The organism is Variovorax sp. PBS-H4 (assembly GCF_901827205.1).
Lineage (GTDB): Bacteria > Pseudomonadota > Gammaproteobacteria > Burkholderiales > Burkholderiaceae_C > Variovorax.
In genome coordinates this window covers 1-25,164 of the sequence record NZ_LR594677.1, presented here as the reverse complement: position 1 = coordinate 25,164, position 25,164 = coordinate 1, and the positions used below count along the sequence as shown (strand labels likewise).

22 protein-coding genes and 1 pseudogene are annotated in these 25,164 nt (G+C 62.2%); 12 read left to right on the top strand and 11 right to left on the bottom strand.

What is annotated here, in order from left to right; all coding sequences use genetic code 11:
• Positions 1-4: 4 nt before the first annotated feature.
• The 4 genes from E5CHR_RS31140 to E5CHR_RS31125 all read right to left on the bottom strand — a co-directional run bounded on the left by E5CHR_RS31140 (position 5) and on the right by E5CHR_RS31125 (position 3,038).
• On the bottom strand, positions 5-340 hold the full coding sequence (locus E5CHR_RS31140) for a YciI family protein (RefSeq protein WP_068673269.1): 336 nt from the start codon (positions 338-340) through the stop codon (positions 5-7).
• Between the two features lie 13 nt (positions 341-353).
• Positions 354-842, bottom strand: coding sequence for a MarR family winged helix-turn-helix transcriptional regulator (locus E5CHR_RS32030; RefSeq protein ID WP_068673267.1), 489 nt, complete (start codon positions 840-842; stop codon positions 354-356).
• Positions 843-960: 118 nt separating this feature from the next.
• A complete protein-coding gene (locus E5CHR_RS31130) occupies positions 961-1,908 on the bottom strand; it encodes a Bug family tripartite tricarboxylate transporter substrate binding protein (protein ID WP_159597437.1) in 948 nt (315 codons plus the stop codon).
• Between the two features lie 383 nt (positions 1,909-2,291).
• The gene (locus tag E5CHR_RS31125) at positions 2,292-3,038 is read right to left on the bottom strand and encodes a dioxygenase family protein (protein ID WP_068673263.1); all 747 of its coding nucleotides are present in this window, start codon (positions 3,036-3,038) and stop codon (positions 2,292-2,294) included.
• A gap of 502 nt (positions 3,039-3,540) precedes the next feature.
• Here E5CHR_RS31125 and E5CHR_RS31120 point away from each other — a divergent pair.
• The 5 genes and pseudogenes from E5CHR_RS31120 to E5CHR_RS31100 form a co-directional block, all read left to right on the top strand.
• A complete protein-coding gene (locus tag E5CHR_RS31120) occupies positions 3,541-4,188 on the top strand; it encodes a LysR family transcriptional regulator (RefSeq protein WP_159597438.1) in 648 nt (215 codons plus the stop codon).
• 118 nt (positions 4,189-4,306) lie between these two features.
• On the top strand, positions 4,307-7,222 hold the full coding sequence (locus tag E5CHR_RS31115; protein ID WP_003158660.1) for a Tn3-like element IS1071 family transposase: 2,916 nt from the start codon (positions 4,307-4,309) through the stop codon (positions 7,220-7,222).
• A gap of 225 nt (positions 7,223-7,447) precedes the next feature.
• A complete protein-coding gene (locus E5CHR_RS31110; protein WP_157103529.1) occupies positions 7,448-7,624 on the top strand; it encodes a hypothetical protein in 177 nt (58 codons plus the stop codon).
• Positions 7,624-8,082 carry a hypothetical protein gene (locus tag E5CHR_RS31105; protein WP_068685915.1) on the top strand — a complete coding sequence of 153 codons (459 nt, stop codon included), beginning with the start codon at positions 7,624-7,626 and terminating at the stop codon, positions 8,080-8,082. The genes E5CHR_RS31110 and E5CHR_RS31105 overlap by 1 nt, the downstream gene beginning before the upstream one ends.
• Before the next feature lie 706 nt (positions 8,083-8,788).
• A pseudogene (locus E5CHR_RS31100) lies at positions 8,789-8,992 on the top strand (SWIB/MDM2 domain-containing protein); the annotation flags it as partial.
• Positions 8,993-9,074: 82 nt separating this feature from the next.
• On the opposite strand, the gene E5CHR_RS31095 reads toward E5CHR_RS31100, so the two are convergent.
• Positions 9,075-9,890 (bottom strand): IS3 family transposase, encoded by an 816-nt coding sequence (locus tag E5CHR_RS31095; RefSeq protein WP_232062361.1) that lies wholly within the window; start codon positions 9,888-9,890, stop codon positions 9,075-9,077.
• Positions 9,869-10,231 (bottom strand): transposase, encoded by a 363-nt coding sequence (locus E5CHR_RS31950; RefSeq protein WP_068681404.1) that lies wholly within the window; start codon positions 10,229-10,231, stop codon positions 9,869-9,871. Before E5CHR_RS31950 ends, E5CHR_RS31095 begins: the two co-directional genes overlap by 22 nt.
• Before the next feature lie 145 nt (positions 10,232-10,376).
• Between E5CHR_RS31950 and istA (E5CHR_RS31090) the strand changes: the two genes are divergently transcribed.
• Both istA (E5CHR_RS31090) and istB (E5CHR_RS31085) read left to right on the top strand, forming a co-directional pair.
• A complete protein-coding gene (gene istA / locus E5CHR_RS31090) occupies positions 10,377-11,942 on the top strand; it encodes an IS21-like element ISPpn1 family transposase (RefSeq protein WP_063599743.1) in 1,566 nt (521 codons plus the stop codon).
• The gene (gene istB / locus E5CHR_RS31085) at positions 11,932-12,738 is read left to right on the top strand and encodes an IS21-like element helper ATPase IstB (RefSeq protein ID WP_031652704.1); all 807 of its coding nucleotides are present in this window, start codon (positions 11,932-11,934) and stop codon (positions 12,736-12,738) included. The genes istA (E5CHR_RS31090) and istB (E5CHR_RS31085) overlap by 11 nt, the downstream gene beginning before the upstream one ends.
• 281 nt (positions 12,739-13,019) lie before the next feature.
• Here istB (E5CHR_RS31085) and E5CHR_RS31080 read toward each other — a convergent pair whose 3' ends face one another.
• Positions 13,020-14,558 (bottom strand): IS3 family transposase, encoded by a 1,539-nt coding sequence (locus tag E5CHR_RS31080; RefSeq protein ID WP_068685009.1) that lies wholly within the window; start codon positions 14,556-14,558, stop codon positions 13,020-13,022.
• A gap of 143 nt (positions 14,559-14,701) precedes the next feature.
• On the opposite strand from E5CHR_RS31080, the gene E5CHR_RS31945 reads away from it, so the two are divergent.
• Genes E5CHR_RS31945 through E5CHR_RS31070 form a run of 3 tightly spaced genes read left to right on the top strand, consistent with a single transcriptional unit; the run spans position 14,702 to position 16,106 of the window.
• Positions 14,702-15,064 (top strand): transposase, encoded by a 363-nt coding sequence (locus E5CHR_RS31945; RefSeq protein WP_068681404.1) that lies wholly within the window; start codon positions 14,702-14,704, stop codon positions 15,062-15,064.
• Positions 15,013-15,858 (top strand): IS3 family transposase, encoded by an 846-nt coding sequence (locus E5CHR_RS31075; RefSeq protein ID WP_328793979.1) that lies wholly within the window; start codon positions 15,013-15,015, stop codon positions 15,856-15,858. The genes E5CHR_RS31945 and E5CHR_RS31075 overlap by 52 nt, the downstream gene beginning before the upstream one ends.
• Positions 15,859-15,863: 5 nt before the next feature.
• Entirely contained in the window at positions 15,864-16,106 is a 243-nt protein-coding gene (locus E5CHR_RS31070) for a hypothetical protein (protein ID WP_068682760.1), read from the top strand.
• A 798-nt stretch (positions 16,107-16,904) separates the two neighbouring features.
• Here E5CHR_RS31070 and E5CHR_RS31065 read toward each other — a convergent pair.
• Both E5CHR_RS31065 and E5CHR_RS31060 read right to left on the bottom strand, forming a co-directional pair.
• Positions 16,905-18,845, bottom strand: coding sequence for a phage integrase family protein (locus tag E5CHR_RS31065; protein WP_068682758.1), 1,941 nt, complete (start codon positions 18,843-18,845; stop codon positions 16,905-16,907).
• Positions 18,846-18,854: 9 nt separating this feature from the next.
• Positions 18,855-19,112: a hypothetical protein gene (locus tag E5CHR_RS31060; RefSeq protein ID WP_068682756.1), complete on the bottom strand. Its 258-nt coding sequence runs from the start codon at positions 19,110-19,112 to the stop codon at positions 18,855-18,857.
• Between the two features lie 441 nt (positions 19,113-19,553).
• Between E5CHR_RS31060 and istA (E5CHR_RS31055) the strand changes: the two genes are divergently transcribed.
• Positions 19,554-21,119, top strand: coding sequence for an IS21 family transposase (istA, locus tag E5CHR_RS31055; protein ID WP_068682754.1), 1,566 nt, complete (start codon positions 19,554-19,556; stop codon positions 21,117-21,119).
• Positions 21,116-21,886 (top strand): IS21-like element helper ATPase IstB, encoded by a 771-nt coding sequence (gene istB / locus E5CHR_RS31050; RefSeq protein ID WP_068682752.1) that lies wholly within the window; start codon positions 21,116-21,118, stop codon positions 21,884-21,886. The genes istA (E5CHR_RS31055) and istB (E5CHR_RS31050) overlap by 4 nt, the downstream gene beginning before the upstream one ends.
• Positions 21,887-22,136: 250 nt before the next feature.
• Here istB (E5CHR_RS31050) and E5CHR_RS31045 read toward each other — a convergent pair whose 3' ends face one another.
• Both E5CHR_RS31045 and E5CHR_RS31040 read right to left on the bottom strand, forming a co-directional pair.
• A complete protein-coding gene (locus tag E5CHR_RS31045) occupies positions 22,137-23,222 on the bottom strand; it encodes a ParB/RepB/Spo0J family partition protein (protein ID WP_068682762.1) in 1,086 nt (361 codons plus the stop codon).
• Between the two features lie 784 nt (positions 23,223-24,006).
• A partial coding sequence (locus E5CHR_RS31040) for an AAA family ATPase (RefSeq protein ID WP_162584081.1) occupies positions 24,007-25,164 on the bottom strand: 1,158 nt, incomplete at its 5' end.

The following is a 25,164-nucleotide window of genomic DNA, read 5'->3' as shown; positions in this document are numbered from 1 at the left end:
GGGCTCAAGCAACTGAGTCGGCGTAGAGCGGACTGTCATCGGTGGGAATATTGAACTTCCCGTCGAACACCGCTCGAATCCAAGGCTGAATGAACACCACAGCTCGCAAACCTGCTTTGGTGAACGGGTCGTCATCTACGAACTTCCGGGCTTCAGCCATATCAGCCACTTTCACCACGTAACTGCCTCCTTTAACAGATTTCCCGTCATCGGTGAATGTGGCCCCTGCAGCAAGCACCTTTGCAGCATTCACTTCCATATACTTGCGGTGCTCGGATACGACAGCTTGCCTCTTAGAGGCGGTACCTGGGAGATCCTGAAAGAAGATTGCGACGTACATATTTTCTCCAGTGTTAATTCGATGAGACATCGGCCGGCGGCCGCGTTTCGGGATCGGCATCGGCATTGGCAAGATCTGGGATGGAACTTGCCAAAAGCTTGAGCAGCGCTCGAAGCGAGCCCATCTCCACCACGCCCATCCGCTCAGCCCATTCGTTCTCGATGCGTTTACCAATGTCTGTTGCGATGCGCATCATTTCGATACCTTTGGGAGACATCTGTACGATGTTCACTCTCCGGTCGGACGGATCCTTGCGAATCTCCAAGTATCCGAGGGACACCAATGAGTCGACCAAATAACCCATACTCTGTTTTGCCATCCCAGCGCGTCTGGCCAAATCCGACACAGAGGCGCCCACCAACGGCAAGTGCCTAAATACAGCGCCATGAGCTTCCCGTATTTCTGGGTATCCCGACGTCGCGAGCGCCTTATAGACCCGTGATGCCTGAGCCTCGAAGGGGATTCGCAGCAGAGAGCTGAGAGTTCCCGTCAGAGAGCCCATCGTTGCATTAGGATCCGGGGCCCATGCGAGGCCGTCTTCAGTTGAGGGTGATGGTTTCATAGGTTCTTGCCTTCATCGCGACGCTCTCTTTACGGACCCAAGGCGAGCAGGAGCCGGGCTATTCCGCCCTCGCACCTGACCTGCGGACAGCCTCGCCCCACTTGATGCGCTCGCTCTCCATATAAGAGGAGAACTCGTCTGAACCGAGCCAAGTGATCTCGTTACCACTGGTGCGCGCGAAGGTCTCGAATTTTGCTGAGCGGATCGTGCTTTGCAGGTGAGCCTCCAGTACGCGAACAATCTCGTCCGGCGTGCGCCGTGGAACCACGTAGCCATACCAGGCTACGGCACTGAAGTGCCTTAGACCGGACTCGCTAACTGTCGGAATGTCCGGTGCAATGCCGAGCCTCTTAGCGGAAGTAACAGCGAGAGCCTTGAGCTTGCCGCTGCGAACCAACGGCAACGTTGCGGTGGGCGTCACGAACGCCAGCTGGACGTGTTCGCCGACAGCTAGGGAGAGCGGGTCGCCCGCTGCAACATGAAGAAGATCAACGCCTGCGCGCGCGTTCAGCATGGCGCCAGCCAGATGCCCAGTACTCCCGACCGCATACGTTGCGAAGGTAAGTTTCCGGGGATTTGCTCTCGCGTAGGAAAGCATGCCGGGAAAATCGCTGAAGGGCATGTGATTTCCAGCCACGATGACGTTCGCAGCGGACGCCACCATGCCGACCGCGCGAAACGCCTTGTCCGGCTCGAGTGAAGAACTCGCATACAGCGTTGGATTGATTGCCACGTTCGGCGTAGCCGCCATCAGCAATGTGTAGCCATCGTGTGGGCTACGAGAGGCCAGCTCAGTGCCCACCGTTCCGCCTGCTCCCGGCCTGTTCTCCACGAGAACAGGCTGCTTCAGACGCTCGGCAAGTCCCTCTGCGATTAAACGAGTGAGTGAGTCGCTCGCCGTACCTGCAGCAAAGGGCACAACGATACGGACTGGCTTCGTTGGGTAAGCATTCTGCTGCGCAAAAGTGCCGACGCTCACCAAACCGGCGCCAGTGCCCAGCAGCAATTTACGTCTGCGGATAGAAGTAGGACCAGTCATATTTCATCAAGCCTCACACTAAACGCCCGCAGAGACCTTTTCGCCCTAGCGAAGCGCTTCGCAGACAGATACTCGTGCGGGTACTCACAGCTCTCTTTCATGCCGCCAGTCAAGACCTGACGCTGCGGAAGCGAGACCACCGAAGGCAGCTGCATGTCCTATCGTGATCCGCAGGCCAGTCGATTGCTCATTTCCGCGCGCCCGCCGAGAAAACGACTCAATGGCGGCCCAGCAAAGGGAGCTCCATTCCGTCGCGAAGGTGCGACGGGACGATGGTGCGAAATGCACCCGCGACCCCAATTACCGTTTCGCGCCCATCACCACTTTGGACCACTGGTGATGCCGACCGACTACGCCGGATCGAGCTTGAAGTCCTTGCGCAGAACCTTGGCGCCGTTGGCATCTTCAAGGTTGTGAATCAGCGCCGGACGAACACCTTCTACGCAGTCGCTATCGACCCACTTTCCGCCCGTGAAGTACGATTGCGTGGTGTGCTCCAGAAAACCGGGAGCACGAATCTTGAAGTGCACGTGAGCCGGCCTCCAAGGATGCCGCCCCATCATCTCGAGCAGCTTGCCGCTCGGCCCGTGATGCGGAATCGGATACGGCGCAGGAACACGGGTGCGAATCCGGTACTCACCGTCTGCACCAATGATCTTCTTACCCCGGTAGGAGTCTTGGGGAAGTTCAGGATCGAAACCGCTGTAATGTCCGTGATTGTCCGAGTGCCACACGAACATTTCCGCGCCCTTAATAGGCTTGCCCGCCAGGTCCGTCACCCGCCCTTCGAGTACCAAAGGCTCGCTGCCATCGTCGAGAGTCTTAATTTCGTCGTTGATGACCGGTACGTTCTCCAGGAAGTACGGTCCCTCGACGTTCGTAGTGGAGCCCTTGCGGTGCTTCATTTCATTGTCAGTGATGGTGGCGTTGAACCACAGATCACAAACCAGAGGGATCTCGTACTCTGGCGCCTTCGCGTACTGCATCAAGAAGCCCACGCCTGCGCGGTATTCCTCGAAAGTGACGTCGTGACGGGACAGGACCTCACGCACCGCTTTCACGATGTCGTAGACCACGGTTTCGACGCGGTTTGCCATGGAGCTCTCCTTTGCGTTGCTCTGGTTGAAGGAATGCGGCGGATTATCGACCTAATGTCTGTCTTTCTAGCCTAGGGTTGACCCTAGGATTGGTGCGCGGCTACGTCGGCTCAGTGGGAAAAACGTACTTAGGCCCATTTGTTCGTTGCGTGTAGACCTTGAGTGCCGCCTTGGCGACAGCAGATGTGCGGCGGATCTGCCAGCGGCCCGCGTGAAATCGGGCGCGCACCGACATACTCTGTGTCGTTCCCCGCGACGCTGACGGGGTTAATCCGCCATCACAGCGACCTCTCGGGCACCACTTTTCCAGTCCGGCACGCGATCAATGCGGCGGGTGCATGCAATCCACGCCAGCTGCAGCGTGCGATGCATACCTCCTCCGGCTCCACCGATCCACATCCCTGCTCGATCTCGCGACCGTGGAATGTACGGACTGCGCGCCTGTTGATCCAATATCATCTTTGGAATCGTGATTACCAAAAAGGTATCGGTGTAGGTCTCTATGGAACTCCGTCACCTCCGGTACTTCGTTACCGTCGCGGAAGAGCGCAGCTTTCGCCGTGCATCACAGCGGCTTCACGTGTCTCAACCGCCCCTATCGCGCATGATCAAGCAGCTCGAAGCGGAAATTGGGGTGGAACTCTTTGATCGCTCTCCGACCGGCGTAGACGTGACTGCGGCAGGTGCGGTGTTCCTGGAGGAGGCAAGGCGGGCGCTCCACGTAGCGAACGACGCGGTTGAGAAATCCCAGCGCGCGGCACGGGGGGATTTCGGCCACATAGAAGTGGCCTACTATGGATCGGTGATCTTTGGCGTGATACCGCGCCTATTGGGCGAGTACCGGCAACTTAAGCCTCGGGTCGCTGTTCGGTTGTCAAGCTTGACGAAGGACCGCCAAATTCGTGCGCTGCGCGAGGGTTGGTTAGACGTTGGCTTTGCTCGCTACTACAGGTCAGAGCCTGATATTGCGTCTGAAATTGTGTGGCGGGAGCCCATCGTCCTTGCCGTGCATGCCGATCACCCACTCACTGGCAACACTAGTGTTGCAATGGCTGAACTGCGCGACGAGCCGTTGATTGTGTTCCCCAGTGCACCTCGCCCCAGCTTTGCCGACGAGCTGCTAGGGGTCTCCTCGTTTTCAGTGCAATAAGTGACGGTACGCAAAGCTAGCACTGGCGCGGGGGTGGTCTGGGTAGACCGTTGATTTCATTGACTTTCCTGTTCGCTTTGTAAACGGGTATGGTGGCCTCCCACTTTTGAGGTTCACGATGCAGGGTTGGCACACAACGTTTTTGGGGATGCGTGGGCTCCCCCGCGATATCAGCGACTTCGAGATGAAGGCATTTTTCACCTTCGATGGTGCCGAGCGCGACGCAATCAATGCACGCCGAGGTGATTCCCACAAGCTTGGTCTGGCGCTCCATATTGGTTTCCTGCGCATGAGTGGGCGTTTGCTCGGTGCCTTTCGGGTAATTCCAGTAGCCTTGTGGCGCCACCTTGGCAACGAGCTTGGCATTGCAGCACCAGAAGTCGCCTCGCTGAGAGCCATGTATGAACGCGGGCGCACGCTATTCGATCACCAACAAGTAGCCTGCACGGTCCTTGGATTCCAGTGGATGAGCGAGCACCAGCGCCGCTCACTGGTACGTGAACTGCGCGACGAAGTGGCGCGCTGCGCCGACCGCGATCAGCTACTCGTGCGGGCGCGTCAATGGCTGTACAAGAACAAGCTGGTGATCGTGCACGAGCGGGCAATTCGGACACTGATTGCGGCGGCACTTGCCCAGCTTGAAGTTGAAACAGGCACCGCCATCGCCGCCAGCGTTGATCCAGCAACACTTGATCGCTGGCGAGCCTCAGTTTCAGAGCTGCGCCCAGATGGACAAACCCAGCAGAGTTGGCTATGGGCTGCACCGGCGAAACACTCAACCCGCCAAATCAGCGAGGTACTGGAGCGCATCGACCTGCTTTACACGCTGGACGTTCATAAGCACCTGGCAGACATCCCCGATCTCATCTTGCGCCGCTACGCGCGCCGACTTGTCTCCAGGCCGCCCTCAGCCGGAGCCAAGATCAAAGAGCCAGCGCGCACCGTGGAGGTCGCATGCTTTCTTCGGTATTGCCTGTTCACCACCACAGACCAGTTGATCCTTATGGTGCAGCGCCGGATCGCCGATCTGTGGCGTCAGGCTGCCGCCGATGTCCCCGCTACCGTCAATTGGGCCGCAATGTACAAAACGCTGCTCGGCGAACTTGTTGCCTTGAGCGCGCAAGGTGCGGTGCCAGATGCTGAGTTGCGTGCCCGTCTTGAAGCCTTGATCACCGAAACCCAGAAACGCAAACCACCGAGCAGGGCCTCCCTGGTCCGCGAGGGATTGATTGATGGAATTCGCCCCGTGCGGTCGTTGCTCGTCGCCATTGCAAAGCTGCCCTGGCAGGCCACCGGCGAGCATCCTGCCATCGAGTACCTTGCCAAGCTGCAAGCTTTATATCTCAAAGGATCCAGAAAGCTGCCAGTTGAAGTGGTGGCACCAAGTCTGGGAATGATCTGGCAGGTTTCGATCTCCAGCCCAGACCGGGAACGGGCGTTTCAGGCGTTGGAGGTGGCCACCCTGTTTGCCCTGCGCCGCGCGGTGCGCAATGGCTCGGTCTGGATTGAGCACAGCCTGAGCTTTCGGGGTCGTGCGCGCTTGTTCTTCACGGACGAGCGTTGGCAGGCAGAGTCCAAGAAACACTATGCCCGTCTATCGTTACCCAGCAAGGCTGCCACTTTCTTGAAGCCTTTGCTGGCCAGAGTAACTGCCGGTGTCGATGCGGTGGCCGCTGCAGCCCGCAGTGGCGTACTGCGCGTGGATGATGAACTCCATTTGTCGCCATTGCCCGCAGAGGACGAAGACCCAGAAGTGACCAAGCTGCGCGCGGCTTTGGATCACCGCATCGGTGAGGTTCAATTGCCGGAAGTGATTCTGGCCGTTGACGCCCAGGTGCGCTTTAGCTGGATCATGCTCGGACGTGAGCCGCGCTCTACCGACGAGCTGCTGATGGTCTATGCCGGCATCATGGCCCACGGCACCAGTCTGACTGCGGTCGAATGCGCGCGCATGATTCCGCAATTGTCTGCCACCAGCATTCGCCAGGCCATGCGCTGGGCGCGGGACGAACGGCGTCTGAGCCAGGCCTGCCAGGCTGTGCTGGAATTCATGCAGCGACACCCGATTGCCGCCACCTGGGGGCGGTCCGATTTGGCATCTTCTGACATGATGACCATGGAGACCACCAAACGGGTGTGGCAAGCCCGGCTTGATCCTCGGCGCAACACACCTTCCATTGGAATCTACTCCCATGTAAAAGACCGGTGGGGCATCTTCCATGCGCAGCCCTTTGTGCTCAATGAGCGCCAGGCGGGCGTGGCCATTGAAGGTGTCATCCGCCAAGAAAAGCTGGAGACCAGCCAGCTTGCTGTGGATACCCATGGCTACACCGACTTTGCCATGTCACATGCCCGTTTGCTTGGTTTTGATCTTTGCCCGCGGTTGAAGGAACTCAAACAGCGCCACCTCTTTGTGCCACGCGGCACCAAAGTGCCCGCAGAAATCGCTGCGGTGTGCGAAGCCAATGTCGACGTCGCTTTGATCGAAAAGCATTGGGATAGTCTGGTGCACCTGGCAGCCTCGGTCATGAGCGGACATGCCAGTGCGGTGGCAGCTCTTGCGCGGTTCGGTTCTGCCGCCCAGGGCGATCCAATCTATGAGGCTGGCGTGCAATTGGGGCGGTTGCTGCGTACGGCGTTTTTGGCTGACTACTTTGTCAAGGACGCTTTCAGGAACGAGTTGCGCCGGGTGCTCAATCGGGGCGAGGCTGTTAACGCCCTCAAGCGCGCCATTTATACCGGCCGGATCAGCCCGGCGCAGGCCAAACGTGTCGATGAAATGCAGGCTGTGGCCGATGCGTTGAGCCTGATGGCCAACATCGTGATGGCGTGGAATACCTCACAGATGCAGGCGGTCCTGGATCGCTGGTCGAACCGCCGCCAGGTCATTCCACCGGAACTGATCGGGAAGATTGCGCCCACCAGGCTGGAGAGCATCAACTTGCGGGGTGTGTTTCGCTTCCCGGTTGACCGCTATGCTGACCAAATCCTGCCTTCGCGGCCAAATGCATCGATAACTGGCACCAATGGATGAAACCGACCACGGTTTGACGCCACGAATCGCAGATTTGAAAGTGAACAGGAAAGTCAATGAAATCAACGATCTACCAACACCACCTCCGCGCCAGTGCTAGCTTTTCGTACCGTCACTTATTGCACTGAAAACGAGGAGACCCCTAGATAGGGATACCCGACTGGCTGATTTGCGCATCCGGTCAGCGCTTCGGCGACCCCGGTGTATGCGTCAAGTAACTTGTGGATGAATTCGACAGCGATCGTGCTCAGGCATATCGACCTAGTGGACGCCACCATTGACCACGTGGCCTGCCTCGGCAGCTGGATACAGATGCCGCGCAACGACCGCACCGCGATCTTTACGGCTGCCCTGCATGCGGGCGAGGCGTTAGAGTACATCCTGGCCCGGGAGATGCCGTGATGACCGCTGTCCGCGCCCGCGTCGCTCCGTGGGACCCCGGCGAGTCGCCGCTAGCAGCGGTCGCGGCGTACACGGGCAACATGCTGGGGCAAGCCCTATCCGCTGTCCCGGTGCTTTTTCTTGTCAGAATCTCAGTGATGCTCTCGACCGCCCGTGCCGCCGCTTCCGCTCCTTCGGGCCTTGATCCCGTCGACCCTTTGCACGCCATGCTGCTGGCATCGGGGTATACGGACTTGCGCGTCGTCGACGGCGTCTTGTGCGCGGTGCGCCGGTTTAATTTCACGACGGCGATCATCGTCGGGCTGGATCCTGTCGGCTACGTGCGCCGGTACTGTTACGAGCACGGGTCGGATGCCCGCGCCGCGCTGGCAGCTTGGAACGGGCGCGAGCACCCGCCGGCTCCCTGGATCAAGTGCAAAGGCGCGGGCATCGACTTGCTGAACCCTTCGTTCGCCTGAAATAACCGCACCCGCTTGCGGCACACGTCGCTCGACAAGCGACGTGCAGCACTGGCCTCAGGCTCGGCCGAACGGCAGCGTGGCCTTGGATCATTCTGACCGAGCTGGGCGTCGACATGGCGCTTCTGGCTGCGCTGCTTCGCTTAGCGACGGCTTTGTGCCGCTCGCGACATCGCGTAGTCTCGTGCAATATCTCGCGCGCCTGGCCATGCCCGGGAGGGCAGGGCGCAAGATTGGGAAAGACAAGGATCGCATCTAGTGTTCGGGTTGGGGTAGCGACTGTAGCAACGCCGCCTCTGCCTTCGACGACGCGCCGTTTCCAGAAGCCGTCCATACGGACCGCGCGTATGAATGCTTCAAAGCCGTGCGGCGCTCCACCGTCGCGGCATTGGGCCGAGTGCCTCTCAACTTCGCGCAGGTTCACCTCGATCGCGTGCACCTGCGCAGCCGTCCGCCACCCCTAAGACGGCGGTCCCGCAAGCTGATCGGCCCGTGGGCCTGCTTCGGCCGGAAGACTTCACCACAGGTCGCCCGACCGCTCGCTCGCGTTGACGAAAGCAGCGATCGCCATGGTGCTGAGGTGCGCGAAGCGCTGCCGTTTCCATAGGGGAGCTCGCGCGCATGCGTGACGCGTTCCGGAGGGCCGCCTGGGGTCAGTACGTCATCCGATAGCATCGACCCCTTTCAGATCCACCAAGAACAGACAATGGCCACATCCAAAACGCCTCCCGCCCCGCCGGCGAAGAAGGCAGCCGCCAAGCGGTCGCCCAACGCGGCCTTCATGAAGACGCTCACCCCCAGCGCCGAGCTCGCCGCCGTCATCGGCTCGGCGCCATTGGCACGCACCGAGGTTGTCAAGCAGCTCTGGGTCTACATCAAGGCGCACAACCTGCAGGATGAGAAGAACAAGTGTTGATTTCCATCTAGAAGTGACCCACTAAGCCCGGTGATTGGAGTGAACCCCTGTGGCTGGACCACGGGGCTCATGCGAACTAAGCCGCCTTCCGAGCAAGCTGGGATTCGAATTCGTTGGGTGGAAGATAACCGAGCGCCGAGTGAAGCCGCTTTGCGTTGTAGACCTCTTCAATGAACCGTGGAAGCCGGCTGGCGACATCACTGAAGGTCTCGTAGCCGCCGATGTAGACGTCCTCGACCTTGAGCGTCTTCATGAAGCTCTCGGCCTGCGCATTGTGGTACGGATTGCCGGGCGAGCTCATCGACCCGCGCAGCCCGGCTTCCTGCAGGGCCCTGCGATAGGTTTCACTTGCATATTGCGATCCCCTGTCCGTGTGAAAGATGCAGCCAGCCGGAGGTTGTCGGTCCTCCACTGCAGATCGCAATGCGGCCAGAGCCAGCGTCGTGTCGATGTTGCGCGAGATCGCGTAGCCCACCACCTTGCGGCTACAAGCATCCAGAATCGCGGCCAGGTAGCAAAACCCCGAAGCGATGCGGATGTAGGTGAAGTCGGCGACCCAGACCTCGTTCGGCCGCGTCGGGATGACGTTGCGATAAAGGTTCGGGAAGATCGGCGAATCGTGCTTGCTGTCGGTGGTTCGAACGAATCGCCTGCGAAGCTTGATGCCCAGGCCTTGGGCCCTCATCACGCGTGCGACCCGCTTGTGATTGACCACATGGCCGCGGCGGCGCAATTCGTGTGTCACGCGCCGGTAGCCGTAGCCTGGCACCTCGTCCTGGATGGACCCAATCAACTCGGCGAGCCGGGCGTCTCCCAAATCTTCGTCCACTGCCGTCGACCGGTAGTAGAACGTGCTGCGCGGAAGATCGATCACTTGGCACCCCCGTCGAATGGAGCAGGCTTCGGGCCGGTGACGATTGATAAGTTCTCGTTGTCGCTCACGAGGCGAAGGCGTGGAGTTTTTTTGACAAGGTCGAGCTCCATGGTGAGCTGGCCGACCTTGCGTTCGAGGGCCGCGATCTTGGCCTCGTATTCCGTGATGACCGATGCCTCAGCCTCTTCGGTGCTCAGCTCTCCCCGGTCGTACTGCGTCAGCCAGAGCTGAATCAGGTTGGTCGACAGGGTGTACTTCTTCGCCGCATCGCGCCGGCCGATGGCACCGCTGCGAATGTCCTGGCATAGCTGAATCTTGAACTCCGGCGCGTGGCGCCGGTATGGACCTCTTGATGACATGACCTTCTCCTGGTTGAAGGCCCGGTCAGCGTATCAGTTCTGATTTGCCCCGTGGTCCAGCCACAGGGGTTCACTCCAGATTTCCATCTAAATCTGACCCACGTAAGAACCCTAACCTGCTGCTTTTAGCGGCAGGAGCACAGGAGTGATTGACGTGGCGACACTGAGTGTCATCAGACGTTGGGCATTGCGTGAGCAACTGTCCATCCGGGAGATAGCCCGACGCACGGGCCTGTCTCGCAACACCATCCGCAAGTACCTTCGCGAGGGTGAGGCGGCGCCCAGCTACGCGAAGCGGGTCAGCCCGAGCAAGCTCGATGCGTATGCAGAGAAGCTTGGCGCCTGGCTCAAGAGCGAGGCATCGAGATCGCGCAAGCAGCGGCGCACCCTCAAACAGATGCATGCAGACTTGGCCGCGCTCGGCTACCAGGGCTCCTACAACCGCGTGGCCGCCTTCGCGCGGGCATGGCACGCGCATCGCCACGAGGTGGAGCAGACCACCGGTCGAGGCACATTCGTGCCGCTGGCCTTCGGCCCGGGCGAGGCGTTCCAGTTCGACTGGAGCGAGGACTGGGCCGTCATCGGCGGGGAGCGCACCAAGCTGCAGGTCGCGCACTTCAAGCTCAGCCACAGCCGGGCCTTCCTGGTGCGGGCATACCCACTGCAGACCCACGAGATGCTGTTCGACGCGCACAACCGCGCCTTCGAAGTGTTGGGCGGCGTGCCGCGACGAGGCATCTACGACAACATGAAGACGGCCGTGGATCGCGTGCGCCGCGGCAAGGAGCGCGACGTCAACGCGCGCTTCAGCGCCATGGTCAGCCACTACCTGTTCGAGGCCGAGTTCTGCAACCCGGCTTCGGGCTGGGAGAAGGGTCAGGTGGAGAAGAATGTGCGCGATGCGCGTCACCGGCTGTGGCAGCCCGTCCCGGCGTTCGCGACGCTGCCGATGCTCAACGACTGGCTCGAGCAACGCTGCAAGGCGCTGTGGGGCGAGATCACTCACGGCAAGCTGCCCGGCACTCTGGCCGACGTGTGGGCCCAGGAGCGGCCGCTGCTGATGCCCGTGCCTCGTCCCTTCGACGGCTTCGTCGAGCACACCAAGCGCGTCTCACCCACCTGCCTGGTGCACTTCGAGCGCAACCGCTACAGCGTGCCCGCGTCCTATGCGAACCGCCCGGTGAGCCTGCGGGTCTACGCAGACCGCCTGGTCGTGGCGGCCGAGGGGCAGCTCCTGTGCGAGCACACGCGGATCATCGACCGTCGCCACGATACGGCCGGCCAGACCGTCTACGACTGGCGTCACTACCTGGCGGTGCTGCAACGCAAGCCGGGGGCGTTGAGGAACGGCGCGCCCTTCAGTGAGCTGCCGCAGGGCTTCAGACGGTTGCAGACCGTCCTGCTCAAGCAGCCCGGTGGCGACCGGGAGATGGTGGAGATCCTCGCGCTCGTCTTGCACCACGACGAGCAGGCCGTGCTGACCGCGGTCGAGCTGTCACTGGAAGCGGGCGTCGCGAGCAAGACGCATGTGCTGAACGTCCTGCATCGGCTGCTCGACGGCAAGCCGGTGGCGCCAGCGCCGGTGACGGCGCCTCAGGCGTTGCGCCTTGCAAACGAACCCCAGGCCAATGTGCTGCGCTATGACTCCCTCAGAGGACGCGTGACTGCAGCCGATCCGATCATCATCCAGGAGGTGCGCCATGCGCCATGACCCCGCCAGTGCAGCCATCGTCATCATGCTGCGTGAACTCAAGATGCACGGCATGGCGCACGCCGTGGCCGAACTCGCCGAGCAGGGCTCGCCGGCGTTCGAGGCCGCGCAGCCGATGCTCTCGCAGTTGCTCAAGGCCGAGACGGCCGAACGCGAGGTGCGCTCGGTGGCCTACCAGTTGAAGCTGGCACGCTTCCCGGCCTACCGCGACCTCACAGGCTTCGACTTCCAGCACAGCGAGGTCAATGAAGCCTTGGTGCGGCAGTTGCATCGATGCGAGTTCATGGAGGACGCCCAGAACGTGGTGCTCGTCGGTGGCCCGGGCACGGGCAAGACCCACATCGCCACGGCGCTGGGTGTGCAGGCCATCGAGCATCACCACCGGCGTGTGAGGTTCTTCTCCACGGTCGAACTGGTCAACGCGCTCGAGCAGGAGAAGGCCAGCGGCAACCCGGGCCACATCGCGCATCGGCTGATGTACGCGGACATGGTGATCCTCGACGAGCTCGGCTACCTGCCGTTCAGCGCCTCGGGCGGGGCGTTGTTGTTCCATCTGCTCTCGAAGCTCTACGAGCGCACGAGCGTGGTGATCACGACGAACCTGAGCTTCAGCGAGTGGGCCAGCGTGTTCGGCGATGCGAAGATGACGACGGCGCTGCTGGACCGGCTCACGCATCACTGCCATATCCTGGAGACCGGCAACGACAGCTTCCGCTTCAAGCACAGCTCGGCTCAACCCGTTCAGGCAGACCAACCCAGAAAGAAGGAGAAGACCAAGAACTTATCCACACCGTGAGCCACCAGGCTCGCAAAGAGGGTGGGTCAATATTGGATGGAAATGCCGGGTCAGGATTGCATGGAACTCAACAGGCTATCATTTTCGAGTACGAAAATCGGTGCTATTGAAGTGGAGCCTTGGTGGTGGGGGGGCGAATGGGCGTACTTCAGCGAGCAGGCGCGGTGCGGGAACAACTTCGGTCCCGATGTCGTGTAGGCCTTTGGGAAGATGGTGCACTTAGTGTTGAGTTCCATGCAATCCTGACCCGGCGGGGGTGCGGATAAAAACTTGGACTGGTTTTATGCCGCAAGTCCAAGGCTCACCCGGTATTCGATGGGGCTGAGAGAGCCAAGGGAGATCTTGATCCGCTTCTCGTTGTACCAGCGGATGTACGAGTCGACCACTTCAATGAACTGCTCGATGGTCGTGCCCTTCCAGTCCCGAGGATAGAACAGTTCGTTTTTGAGGCGACCGAAGAAGCCTTCGCAAGCCGCATTGTCCGGAGAACAGGCCTTGCGGGACATCGAGCGGATGAGGTTGGCATCGCTCATTCTTGATAGCCAGCCTGGCCAGCGATAGTGGCCGCCGCGGTCGGAGTGGACCACAGGCCGGTCAGCGGTGTCCGTCACCGTCTCGATGGCTGCATCCAGCATGGTATTGACCAGCTCAGCGTCGGGGCTCGTGCCAATGGTCCAGCTCACCACCATGCCGTCGAAGCAATCGATGATCGGCGACAGGTAAACCTTGCCGGCGGGGATCTGGAACTCTGTGATGTCCGTGAGCCACTTCTCATTGGGTGCCGCAGCCTGGAAGTCGCGGTTGATGATGTTCTCTGGTGCTGGACTGATCTCCCCCAGGTACGAGGCGTATCTGCGCTTCTTGTGCATTGGAACAACCAGGCGCTCCTGCTTCATCAGCCGCTGCACCACCTTCTCCGAGATGTTGACCTGCTGCCTGGTCAGCGAGGCCTGTAGCCTGCGGTAGCCGTAGCAACGGTGGTTCGACTCGAAGATCTCGGTGATGGACTGACGCACTTGGAGGTACTTGTCACCCACCGCTGCGCGGGCCCGATGGTAGAAGTACGAGCTACGTGCAAGACCCAACTGTCCAAGGAGCTCTGGCAAGTCATAGTGCTCCTTGAGGGCGTCAATCAGCAGTGTCTTCTCCCGGTTGGACAGGAGCTGCAGATCGACGCCCAGGCCTTTTTTTAACAGTTCATTGGCCTTGTTCAAGAGGTCCTGCTCAAGGCGCAGTTGCCTGACTTCGCGGCGCAACGCATCAACCTCGCGCTCGAGCTCGTCGCGCTCTTGAGCCCGTGGGGACTGATTGGTGTGTTTCATGGATGCGGGTGCCTCACGTCCCAGAAGCTGGTTCTTCCAGTTGTACAACGTCGGCCTGCTCACACCAAGCTTCTGAGCAACCACCTGCGCACTTCCCTCACGAGTGCACAGTTCGAGGACCGCCAGCTTCTTCAGTTGCGGCGGCCGAGGTGCACTGACGGCCCTGCCGACAACGCGCTGCCGGGAGTTGGGGTCCAGTTCATCAATCCAGGCACGCAGCAAATCGCGGCACGGATAGCCCAACGCCTTGACCGTGGAGGCGATGCAGCGCCCGTGCTCGGCGTAGTGTTTGACAGCCTGCTCCTTCTGAGTTTGAGAATACTTCGGCTTTGAGCGCACGTAGCCGGACGACAGGTCCAGGCGCCGCTCGTACTCCTCATGCCAGCTCTTCAAAGAGTTCTTCGTCGGGTAGCCCAACTGGCGGATAGTCGCCCCGGTGCGCTTGCCCAGCTTGATGTAGAGCGTGACCGCTCGGATGCGGTCTTCATATGAATACATGAACTACTTTCAGGTAGTCCAAGTTTTCCGCCGCACCCCCAACGGGTCAAATTTCGGCCGGCGCCTGGAGTGAACCCCTGTGGCTGGACCACGGGGCAAATCAGAACTGATACGCTGACCGGGCCTTCAACCAGGAGAAGGTCATGTCATCAAGAGGTCCATACCGGCGCCACGCGCCGGAGTTCAAGATTCAGCTATGCCAGGACATTCGCAGCGGTGCCATCGGCCGGCGCGATGCGGCGAAGAAGTACACCCTGTCGACCAACCTGATTCAGCTCTGGCTGACGCAGTACGACCGGGGAGAGCTGAGCACCGAAGAGGCTGAGGCATCGGTCATCACGGAATACGAGGCCAAGATCGCGGCCCTCGAACGCAAGGTCGGCCAGCTCACCATGGAGCTCGACCTTGTCAAAAAAACTCCACGCCTTCGCCTCGTGAGCGACAACGAGAACTTATCAATCGTCACCGGCCCGAAGCCTGCTCCATTCGACGGGGGTGCCAAGTGATCGATCTTCCGCGCAGCACGTTCTACTACCGGTCGACGGCAGTGGACGAAGATTTGGGAGACGCCCGGCTCGCCGAGTTGATTGGGTCCATCCAGGACGAGGTGCCAGGCTACGGCTACCGGCGCGTGACACACGAATTGCGCCGCCGCGGCCATGTGGTCAATCACAAGCGGGTCGCACGCGTGATGAGGGCCCAAGGCCTGGGCATCAAGCTTCGCAGGCGATTCGTTCGAACCACCGACAGCAAGCACGATTCGCCGATCTTCCCGAACCTTTATCGCAACGTCATCCCGACGCGGCCGAACGAGGTCTGGGTCGCCGACTTCACCTACATCCGCATCGCTTCGGGGTTTTGCTACCTGGCCGCGATTCTGGATGCTTGTAGCCGCAAGGTGGTGGGCTACGCGATCTCGCGCAACATCGACACGACGCTGGCTCTGGCCGCATTGCGATCTGCAGTGGAGGACCGACAACCTCCGGCTGGCTGCATCTTTCACACGGACAGGGGATCGCAATATGCAAGTGAAACCTATCGCAGGGCCCTGCAGGAAGCCGGGCTGCGCGGGTCGATGAGCTCGCCCGGCAATCCGTACCACAATGCGCAGGCCGAGAGCTTCATGAAGACGCTCAAGGTCGAGGACGTCTACATCGGCGGCTACGAGACCTTCAGTGATGTCGCCAGCCGGCTTCCACGGTTCATTGAAGAGGTCTACAACGCAAAGCGGCTTCACTCGGCGCTCGGTTATCTTCCACCCAACGAATTCGAATCCCAGCTTGCTCGGAAGGCGGCTTAGTTCGCATGAGCCCCGTGGTCCAGCCACAGGGGTTCACTCCAGCCAACACCCAGGGGATCGTCCAGCTTGCGCTGCCCATCGTTTCGGATGCGCTGAACGCCGGGCAACTTGCCCTCGTGCTGGACCAATTCCCGTTGGCGCCACGCTGGGTCAAGATCATGGTCCCCTCGGCTCGCCTGGAGTTGGTTCGGGTCAAACTCCTTTTCGACGGAATGGCGGCGCAGATGATGTCCGCGGAACCCGTGTAAGCGCGCACGCTCATTTCCTTCCTTCACTCGACGCGACGCTGCGTCTGGGCCTGGATCGGGCTTTAAAGAATTCCGCTGCCGCTGCTTGCCCAACGGACTCTCGTTCAATGTCATGACGTCGCCGCGACGCAGGAAGACCGGAATCGGCTTGACGCAGAGACAACGCCATCGGGCGTGTAAATGATCACGACGCCCGGACAGCAAGGTCATGAGCTAGCGCAGGCCGTGTCGAACAAAATGCCCTGCTGATCGGGCACCTCGTCCTTCGTCATCGGCCAAAGCACCGATGGCGAGGCGAGGCGAAGGCGAAGGCAAAGGCAAAGGCAAAGGCAAAGGCAAAGGCAAAGGCAAAGGCAAAGGCAAGAGTTTCAATGGCATCGGACTTTAGGCAAGGCGTCATTGTTGTTGCCGTTTGATGGCCCTTACTGTCTCAGTCCCGTCCTGCGAGCCAGGAAGCCATCGCGATGACAAGGCCGCGCTTCTATTGCGGGCAAACTCCGGTGAACCAAAGAGCAGCGCAGCCGCTGCCATGTGGAGCGCGGATGCATAGCAATTTGGCGTCGCTTTGTCCGCCGCGCTGGCGAAGCAGGCAACGACCGTCCGCACGCTGTTCTGCAGCCTTTCGGTGAGGCGGCAGCTGCCAGCAGCCAGCAGCCAGCAGGCCAGGAAGCGCTCGCACATCGTGCAGACTCGCGCCCCCGAAGTACCGCCATTCAAAGAGATTCGCTCGAACGGGTCGGAGAAGGGTTCGATAAGTTGCGCGTTATGGTGCCCAAGTCCGATGGTTGTTCTGGGGGTTCAGCTATGGGGACGCTTCCAAAACCCCCGCATCGCCCGCAACCTCTCATCGCGTTCCGTCGTGAGGTACATCGACGTCGTCCCGATCGACGCATGCCCCAGGTTGTTCTGCACGATCTGGATCGGCACCGGTCGCTGCCCTCCCCTGCCGTGCAATGCGTGCGAGGCGTGGGAATGGCGAAGCCAATGGGAGCTGGCCTTTCGAAGGCGCTCGCCATCCTCCCCGCCTACGCCGTCGGCCACCTGCGCAAGAAAATTCTTCATGGCCTGGTAAAGCCCCGAGGCCGACCAGGCAGAGGGTCGCTCGAGCCCCGCTTCAAACCGTGCCATCACGTGGATGCCTCGATTGCTCGGCGCGGTGACCGCGCGCTCCAGGCCGAATCGGCCCAGCTCATCAGCGAGTTCGTCAACCAGCTCATGCGGCACCGGCACTTGGCGGACCCTCGCGCCCTTGCCCACCACCGTGAGCATCCAGTCGGTCGCGGTCGAGCCATCGACATCGCGGTACGCGACCCGCTCGAGGTCCTCGCACTTCACATGCGTGATTTCGGCGAGTCGCAGCCCGGTGGCATACAGCCACCGCATGCCGCGCCGAAGTCGCCGCGCGGCTTCCGTGTCGACCTGGCGCTCGAGCATGGCGTCGAGGTGGTCCCACTGCGTGAACGTCAAGGTTCGGTTGGAGCCCAGCGGCCGCAGGGGTTGGACCGGCATCGCCAGGGCCGCGAACGGGTTGCCCGTCACATAGCCCTGGCTCACCAGAAAACCGAACAGGCTTCTGAGAATGTTCAGCGCATGCCGCAGCGCAGCCGGTGCCAACGGTCCCTCGAAGGGCCGCCACAGCGGCGACCAGCGTTGGCGATGCCGCGGCCCGCACCAGGACGCCGGCGGGTTCTGCAGGAAGTCCCGGAACGCCGGGGCGTCTTCCACGGCCAATGAAGACAGCGCCTTGTTCCGCTCGAGGACAGCCCACAGCAACAGCCGCTCCGCTTCCCGGCGATACGCGCGCTGCGTGGCGGTGAGCTCGCCGTCTTTCGTCCCTCGCCCTTTCGAAGTCAGCCAGGCACCGATGGCCGCATAGTCGTCGGCGGCCACAAGCAGGCATTTTTCAGGCGGTGCACGGAATCGGCCCGCGGAGCCGTCAAGCTCCGACGGCACCACGAATTTTTCCAAGGGCCGAAGGGCCGTCGCCGCCGGCAGCACTTCGGTCAGCGAATCAAAAGTCAAATCCGATCGCCGCTGCGCCGCATGTGCACCGACGCGCAAGCCCAGCGCCGTCTCGTGGGTCTGCAGCCATTCGAGGATGCGCGAGGCCTTGCGCTCCCCCACGCCGGGCACCTGAACCCACCAGCGAGCGCCGACGCCATTCATGTGCTCCACGAGATCGAACAGCGTGTTCAATTTCGCGCGCTCGAGGCGCCCCGCAAGCCGAGGGTTCAGCCAAGCCCCCACCCGATCGCCCGGTCGGGGGTCTTGAGCGACAAGGTTTTGAAGCCACTGCAGTGCCTCGAGTTGCCGCGCGATGATGCGCCCGCGACGCGTGGGGGACGAAGCGCCCTGCCCTGCCCTGCCCCCGCCAGCTTTGCCAGTGCGCGGGTACGCCTCTTCATAGGCCTGGAGCTGCTCGTCTTCGGAGAACTCTTCCATCCCCTGCGCGAGCGCGAACTCGGCCAAGGTCGGTTGCGCAGGTGCTGCGCTGAAGCGTTCCGGATCGAGCCGCAGCAGCCGGGCGGTGCCCGGCTTGTTTTCGCGTTCGGCGGCCGCCGCGAACGCATCCTGGATCCAGGCGATCGTCCGGCGGACGGTCCGCAAATCCGTGTGTTCACCTTCGACGCGCAGATATCGGTCCCAGCTCGCGCGCTCGTCGACGCCCTGGGACAGCGCCCGCATGAAGGCGAAGTGGCTGCTGTCGAGTTTTCGGGGAGGCGGCGGGGGCTTGCGCATGGCGCGGGGTCAGGTCGTGGCGCGCGGCGTTTTTGAAGCGGCCCAGAATTTCCACCAGGGCCGCGACGGCGTCACGGGGTCTGGCAGCTGCGCGACCTGGCTGGCCCGCAGGCGTTGGCGGTGCGCAACCTCCAAGGCATGCGCGATACCGTGGGCCTTCCGATCGCCGCGCAAGGCCTGGGCACGCCAGGCCACCGCGAGTTGCTCGAGTTGAGCGTCATCGAGACTGTCGAGCTGCGAAGGCGTGGGAAGGTTGCTGTGTGCCATCGGATGGGCGGGACGATTAAAAGCTGGACATCATGCGGTGCAACGCTGCGAGCCCCGGCCCACAAGGGCACGAAATTGCATCTTACTAAATTTACTTATCATCAATGCGATTTTGTGATGCTCCGAGCCGTGCTTTGGGAGAAGCTCTTTTTAAGTCGTTGATTTCAATGGAGTTTTTGCGCTCGCGAAGTTGGAATGAGATATGCCCGTCCAGAGGCGGGCTCCCCATTTCACTGCCGTGGACGCTGCGGGGAGTCCCCCCTTTCCAGCGGCGAATCCCAATTGCTCTCACATTGGTCCCGGATGGCCACCCAAAATCCCCCACCCGTGGCCACCTCAAACTCCTCCACCTGAACTGATCGGGAGAGGGTTGTAGGCCGGTGCCACCGGCCCCCTTTGGACAGGACGTGAACTGACCTCCCGAGCGAGGAGGTCGTGGAGTTGAACGTCTTGAAGCCAAACAAGAAAACCACCATCCAGACGCTGCTGGCGCGAGGAGCCGGCCAGCGGGAGATTGCCCGCATCACGGGGATCGACCGCAAAACGATCCGCAAGTACCAGGCGGCGATGGCCGGCGCAAATTCCTCCGGGGTGGCCACCGGCTCGGCGCCTCTGAAGGAGGGCGAGAAAGCGGCCCAAAATCCCCCACCCCGGCCACCGGCGCACACCTCGGCGTGCGAACCCTGGCGCGAGTTCATCCAGGCGCAGCTGCTGCTCAAGCGAAACGCCATGGCGATCTACCAGGACCTGGTGGACGTCCACGGCTTCGGCCATGGCTACAACAGCGTCAAGCGGTTCGTCGCGCAGCTGCGCTCGCGCGAGCCGGAGCAGTTCGACCGGCTGGAGTTCGCCCCCGGCGAGGAGGCGCAGGTCGATTACGGCGAGGGCGCGATGACGCTGGATCCGGTCAGCGGCCGCTGGAAGCGCCCGCGGCTGTTCGTGATGACGCTGCGCTACTCGCGTCGCAGCTTCCGCCGGGTGGTGTGGAAATCCGGCCAGCAGGAGTGGGCCGAGCTGCACGAGCAGGCGTTTCGCTACTTCGGCGGGGTGGTGCGCTATGTCGTGCTGGACAACCTCAAGGAAGGTGTGCTCAAGCCCGATCTGTACGAGCCGGAGCTCAACCCGGTGTACGCCTCGCTGCTGGCCCATTACGGCTGCGTGGCGGACCCGGCACGGGTGCGCGACCCCAACCGCAAGGGCAGCGTGGAAAACGCGATCCAGCACACGCAGGACACGGCGCTCAAGGGCCGGCGGTTCGACTCACTGCAGGCACAAAATGAGTTCCTCGAGCGCTGGGAGAGCACATGGGCGGCCAAGCGCATTCACGGGCGCGAGAAGCGCCAGGTGCAGGCCATGTTCGAGGAGGAGCGTGCCAGTTTGCTGCCGCTGCCGATCACCCGCTTCGCCTTCTTCCGCGAGATGGTGCGCACGGTGTGCGACGACACCACGGTGCGGGTGGACAGCAGCAATTACGCTGCCCGTCCGGCGGCCATCGGTGCGAAGGTGACGGTGCGCCTGTACGCCCACCTGGTGGAGATCCGGGACCGGCAGACCGGCGCGCTGTTGCGCACGCACGCGCGCAGCGAACGGCGGGGTGCCACCGTGCTGCCCGAGGACGAGCGGCCGTTCAACCCGAGCCGGCAGACCGAGCTGCTGTGGAAGCTGGCGCGCGAGATCGGCCCCCATTGCCTGGCGCTGTGCCAGCAGTGGTTTGCTCGCGAAGGACGCGTCGGGCAGCGGCGCATGTGGGGGCTGGTCGGGCTGGCGCGTCACCATCCGGCGGCGCTGGTGGAGCAGGCCTGCGCGCTGGCGGTGCAGCAGCAGCGCGCCACGCTGAAGGCCATCACGGCCATGGTGGGCGAGCTAGCCGAGGCGGCAGCCGCCGCGTCGCCTGTGGCGCCGCCATTGACGCAGCGCGACGAGCTGATCCGCGATGCAGCCACGTACGCGGACTTCTTCGCCGCCGCGACCGGTGGCGTGCCGGTGGCCGGGGAGTGGCTGCAATGAGCATGTCGATCGCCGAACTTGAACGCACCCTGGCGCAGCTTCGCCTGTCCGGGGCGCGCGACACATTGCAGACGCGCCTGGAGCAGGCGCAGGCCTCGCAGATGACGGCGCAGGAGCTGCTGGCGCTGCTGCTGCAAGACGAACTCGATCGCCGCCAGAGCCGCCTGATCGACAAGCGCTACAAGGACTCGCACCTGGACGAGAAGGTCACGCTGGCCGAGATCGACTGGTCGTTCAACCCGAAGGTGCCGCGCGCGGCCTGCTTCGAGCTGCAGACGCTCAAGTTCGTCAGCGAGGGCGCCAACGCCCTGTTGATCGGCAAGCCCGGCACGGGCAAGAGCCATGTAGCCAAGGCGGTGGCCTACCACGCCGTGCAGCAGGGGCTGAAGGTCGCCTATCTGGAGGCCGACACCGACTTCGGCCGCTACGCCTTGGCCGAACCCCGAGAGCGCGAGCTGATGCTGCAGCGGCTGCTGGCGGCCGACCTCCTGGTGCTGGACGACCTGTTCCTGGCCAAGCGCGTCTCGGAGGTGGCGGCGGAGTTGCTGCAGACCCTGGTCCATCAACGGCATCGCCGCCGCGCCAGCGTGCTGGTGACGTCCAACCGGGTGATCCGGGACTGGGGCACCTACCTGGGCGACATGACGATGGCATCCACCATCCTCGACCGGCTGATGCACCGTTCCCGCCTGCTGGAGTTCGAGGGCAAGAGCTACCGGCTGAAGGAGGCGGCTCAGCGCCTGGCCATCAAGGCGCCGGCGGACTGACCCTCAGGCGCGCCCGCCGTGGACAAGCCACCCGTCCACAGGACAGGCCTGTGGACGGCCCCTGCGGCGATCGTGGCCTGCCCACCGCTCCCCGGCGGCCGCCTCCGGCCTGACGCGCTTCGCTTGCCGAACAGCCGTCAAAGAAGAAAAGACGAGAATCCCCCCGTCCTGGCCTGGAGGAATTTGCCCGGCCATAGGTGGGGGAGTTTGAGGTGGCCATCCGGGCATTGGTCAGTCGCCCCCGCCGCGGTCAAGCCAACTTTCGAAGCTTTCGCAGGCCGTCAACGACGGCGTGCTCAAGAAGCTCAGGCTTGAGTTCAGCATAGGTGTCGGCCTCAATGACGATCGTCAGCTCCCCCCCCTTTCCGCGGGTCGCAGTGCCGAACTTGTGGTCTTGGGACTGCAATTCGATGCGCTCGACTTTCTCGAAGCGAGGACTTACATCGATGAGTCTTGCAACGACCACAGCGGCAGACAGATTCTGCCCGCGAACCTTTTCGGCGCGCTTGAGCACTCCGCGACGATCCTTTTCGAGCGCCGCATGGATCTGCTCCGCATGACGAAAGTTGATCTCTAGCGGGCTTCTGAAGCAGTCGACGATGGCGTCGGGCAGCTGAGCAACCAGGAGGGCTTTTCGCACCCACGTGTGGCTGACGCCTAACGCTTCCGCCAGTTGGCGTTGGGTTGGAAAAAGCTGCTCGTCGAGCGCGCGCTGGTACATCACGCCTTGCTCGAACGAGGACAGGTCGGCGCGCTCCCGGTTCTCCCTATCCATGAGTTCAAAAAGCGCCTTGTCGCCCAGGTCTTCGATCCATACCGATGCAAGCACCGGGATCCCGAGCTCGAGGCAGGCCTGGTGCCTCCGGTGGCCAAAGACCAGTTCGAACTCCCCCGGAAGATCGATCACAGGCCGCACAAGGATTGGCTGGACGTTGCCTCCGGCGTGCTCGATATCAGCCTTCAGGCCGGCAAATTCGCTCGTCGCGAACGAGGCCTTGTGACGGTTAGCGTAGCGGCTGTGGCGGATGGTCTTCGGATCCATCTTGCGCGTGGGTAGCGCGCCTTCGTACTGGCGCAGCTTGTCCCGCAAGGACGCCATCTCACCCTCCACCTGCTGGATCTGCCCTCGAAACGCGAGCATCTGTCCGGGTCCCGTACGCGGAAGAAAGCCGCCCACAGCTGCGGGTGGAAACCTGGTTTCCATGCCTGGGGCTGCGGACGGCGCCTGATCCGGTGCGGGCGGAGAAACCGGCATATTGGGCGCTGACCTTTCCAAGTCGGCCGGGAGAGAGAGCCCTGCCGTCAGTGCTTCGAGTCGCTTGCGTGTGCTTGCCATGGTCATGCTTCCTTGTAGAGGCGCGAGACTGATTCGGAGTGTCCGCGTCGGATTTCGGCACGCAGGACGGGACCACGTTCGGTGCCATAGTGCGGCGTCCATAGGCGACAGAATGCCGACATCTGGTCAGTATGGAATTCTCTCGAAGAGCCACCCACCTGCGACACTTCGCTGGAAACCAGGTTTCCACTGTTCCAAGTAGCCAGGACGGGAGCCCTACCTTTGGTCGAAGTTGGGCACGGGCTGCGGCCCTGCCCTCTGCTGTGTGCTGTAGGCTCGGACGTGGAAACCTGGTTTCCACATCCACCCCCTGCGCAGTTTCTGCGCACGCTTGCCCGCGGATTCGATGTCTCGCCCCGAAGTCTGTTCGACGTTAGATGTGTGATCGTGGCGTTCCGCGCGGCCTCCAGGCCGGATGTGGAGACCTGGTTTCCAGATCCGGCGCTTGCGGCTCGCTGACGTGAGCCCGCCGGCCCTGTGAACGCGGCACCCGCACTTGGCCGGCGCGCCGATCGCCTGCCTTCGATTTCCTCCACGACTGCCGAGCCCTGTATGGCAACCTGGTTTCCACAAAACTCTTCGAGTTTTCGAGCGACGCATGGCTCCGGGATCGATGCGCAACGCATGTTCTGATCCGACGCCAGTCGGAAGAGTTGGGCTCCGGCCGCGCCCACCAAACTCATCGCGGAAACCTGGTTTCCACACGCCCTGAGATTTGCAGCCGACAACTGCGTGGAAACCAGGTTTCCACCGTTGCGCCGGTCGCTGCTGGTCCCTCTCCGCTTCATCGGTGCGCCCTGCCCTGGCCCTGCCAGGCGCCCACCATCGACTGCTCAACCAGTTCTACGAACGAGTCGTACGCCTCCACGGCGCGCTTGTAGGTCTTGGCCGCGCCCTCATACTTCTGCACGTCATAGACGGTGGCGAACTCCGCCGCCTTATTGCTCGTCACACTGGTCTTGGGGATCTCGACCGGCAAGGTGTACTCACCATACGTCGCCTGGATCCACTGCCGCACGGCTGGCATCGCCGGATCGGATGCGTCAACCCGGCTTAGAAGCACGTGTAGGAAATCAAAAGCCTTGCCCTCGCGGTCCTTGCTTTGACCGTCCAGGTTGCCCCCGAGGTCCGCGAGTAGCGACCAGAACTGGGCCGAGGACGCGAAGTCCAACCCGGAGGGCGGCACCGGGACCACGATGCCGTTGGCAGCCCAAAGCGCGTTGATGGTGACGTAGGAGAGGGAAGGGGGGGTGTCAATGACAATAACGTCATAGAGATCGCGCACGCTTTCCAGCCCCATGTTGAGCACGTCCCAGAACTTGGCGCCAGGTTCCTGCATCTGGCGCGCCGGCAAGGCGAACTCGGCCGAGAAGAGGAAAGGGGCCGCGGCGACCAGGTCAATGCCGTCCCAATAGGTCGACCGGATGGCGTACCGAATGTCGCTTTGTGTACCGTCGCACAGCGGGCCGATGGTCATGTCCTCGGTCACCTCGGCCTCCGGGAGCAAACCGTGCAGCGTGGTGAGTGACCCTTGCGGATCGGTGTCGATCGCCAGGACTCGGTGGCCCCGCAGACTCAGCCCCTGCGCGAGGATCATGGCGGTGGTCGTCTTCGCCACCCCGCCCTTGAAGTTACCCACCGCGATCGTGATGGCCTTGCGGTCCGCGGGGCGCATCTTTTCGCCGCGGTAAGTGCGAGTCCAGCGCCGGAGCTCGTCCAAGCCAAAAACGCGCTTGCCGCCGGAAGGCGACAGGCGCCCGGCCGGAAGGTCCTCCTTGGTGATACGGTACGCAATGTGCGCCTTGTCCATCCCGCACAGCGCGGCCAGCTGCGCCGTGGAGTAGGTGGGGGCCGTCTTGCGGGCCTCGGGGGCCAGGAGCATGCCCCGGATCTGCTCGACCATGGAGCCGGCGCGGGCCGCTAGGCCAGCGATGCGCTCCAT

Excerpts from the sequence above, each read along its gene's own strand:
- E5CHR_RS31140 (WP_068673269.1), bottom strand. The coding sequence starts at position 340 with ATGTACGTCGCAATCTTCTTTCAGGATCTCCCAGGTACCGCCTCTAAG.
- E5CHR_RS32030 (WP_068673267.1), bottom strand. The coding sequence starts at position 842 with ATGGGCTCTCTGACGGGAACTCTCAGCTCTCTGCTGCGAATCCCCTTC.
- E5CHR_RS31125 (WP_068673263.1), bottom strand. The coding sequence starts at position 3,038 with ATGGCAAACCGCGTCGAAACCGTGGTCTACGACATCGTGAAAGCGGTG.
- E5CHR_RS31120 (WP_159597438.1), top strand. The coding sequence starts at position 3,541 with ATGGAACTCCGTCACCTCCGGTACTTCGTTACCGTCGCGGAAGAGCGC.
- E5CHR_RS31115 (WP_003158660.1), top strand. The coding sequence starts at position 4,307 with ATGCAGGGTTGGCACACAACGTTTTTGGGGATGCGTGGGCTCCCCCGC.
- E5CHR_RS31110 (WP_157103529.1), top strand. The coding sequence starts at position 7,448 with ATGAATTCGACAGCGATCGTGCTCAGGCATATCGACCTAGTGGACGCC.
- E5CHR_RS31105 (WP_068685915.1), top strand. The coding sequence starts at position 7,624 with ATGACCGCTGTCCGCGCCCGCGTCGCTCCGTGGGACCCCGGCGAGTCG.
- E5CHR_RS31950 (WP_068681404.1), bottom strand. The coding sequence starts at position 10,231 with ATGTCATCAAGAGGTCCATACCGGCGCCACGCGCCGGAGTTCAAGATT.
- istB (WP_031652704.1), top strand. The coding sequence starts at position 11,932 with ATGCGCCATGACCCCGCCAGTGCAGCCATCGTCATCATGCTGCGTGAA.
- E5CHR_RS31080 (WP_068685009.1), bottom strand. The coding sequence starts at position 14,558 with ATGTATTCATATGAAGACCGCATCCGAGCGGTCACGCTCTACATCAAG.
- E5CHR_RS31945 (WP_068681404.1), top strand. The coding sequence starts at position 14,702 with ATGTCATCAAGAGGTCCATACCGGCGCCACGCGCCGGAGTTCAAGATT.
- E5CHR_RS31070 (WP_068682760.1), top strand. The coding sequence starts at position 15,864 with ATGAGCCCCGTGGTCCAGCCACAGGGGTTCACTCCAGCCAACACCCAG.
- E5CHR_RS31065 (WP_068682758.1), bottom strand. The coding sequence starts at position 18,845 with ATGCGCAAGCCCCCGCCGCCTCCCCGAAAACTCGACAGCAGCCACTTC.
- E5CHR_RS31060 (WP_068682756.1), bottom strand. The coding sequence starts at position 19,112 with ATGGCACACAGCAACCTTCCCACGCCTTCGCAGCTCGACAGTCTCGAT.
- istB (WP_068682752.1), top strand. The coding sequence starts at position 21,116 with ATGAGCATGTCGATCGCCGAACTTGAACGCACCCTGGCGCAGCTTCGC.
- E5CHR_RS31045 (WP_068682762.1), bottom strand. The coding sequence starts at position 23,222 with ATGGCAAGCACACGCAAGCGACTCGAAGCACTGACGGCAGGGCTCTCT.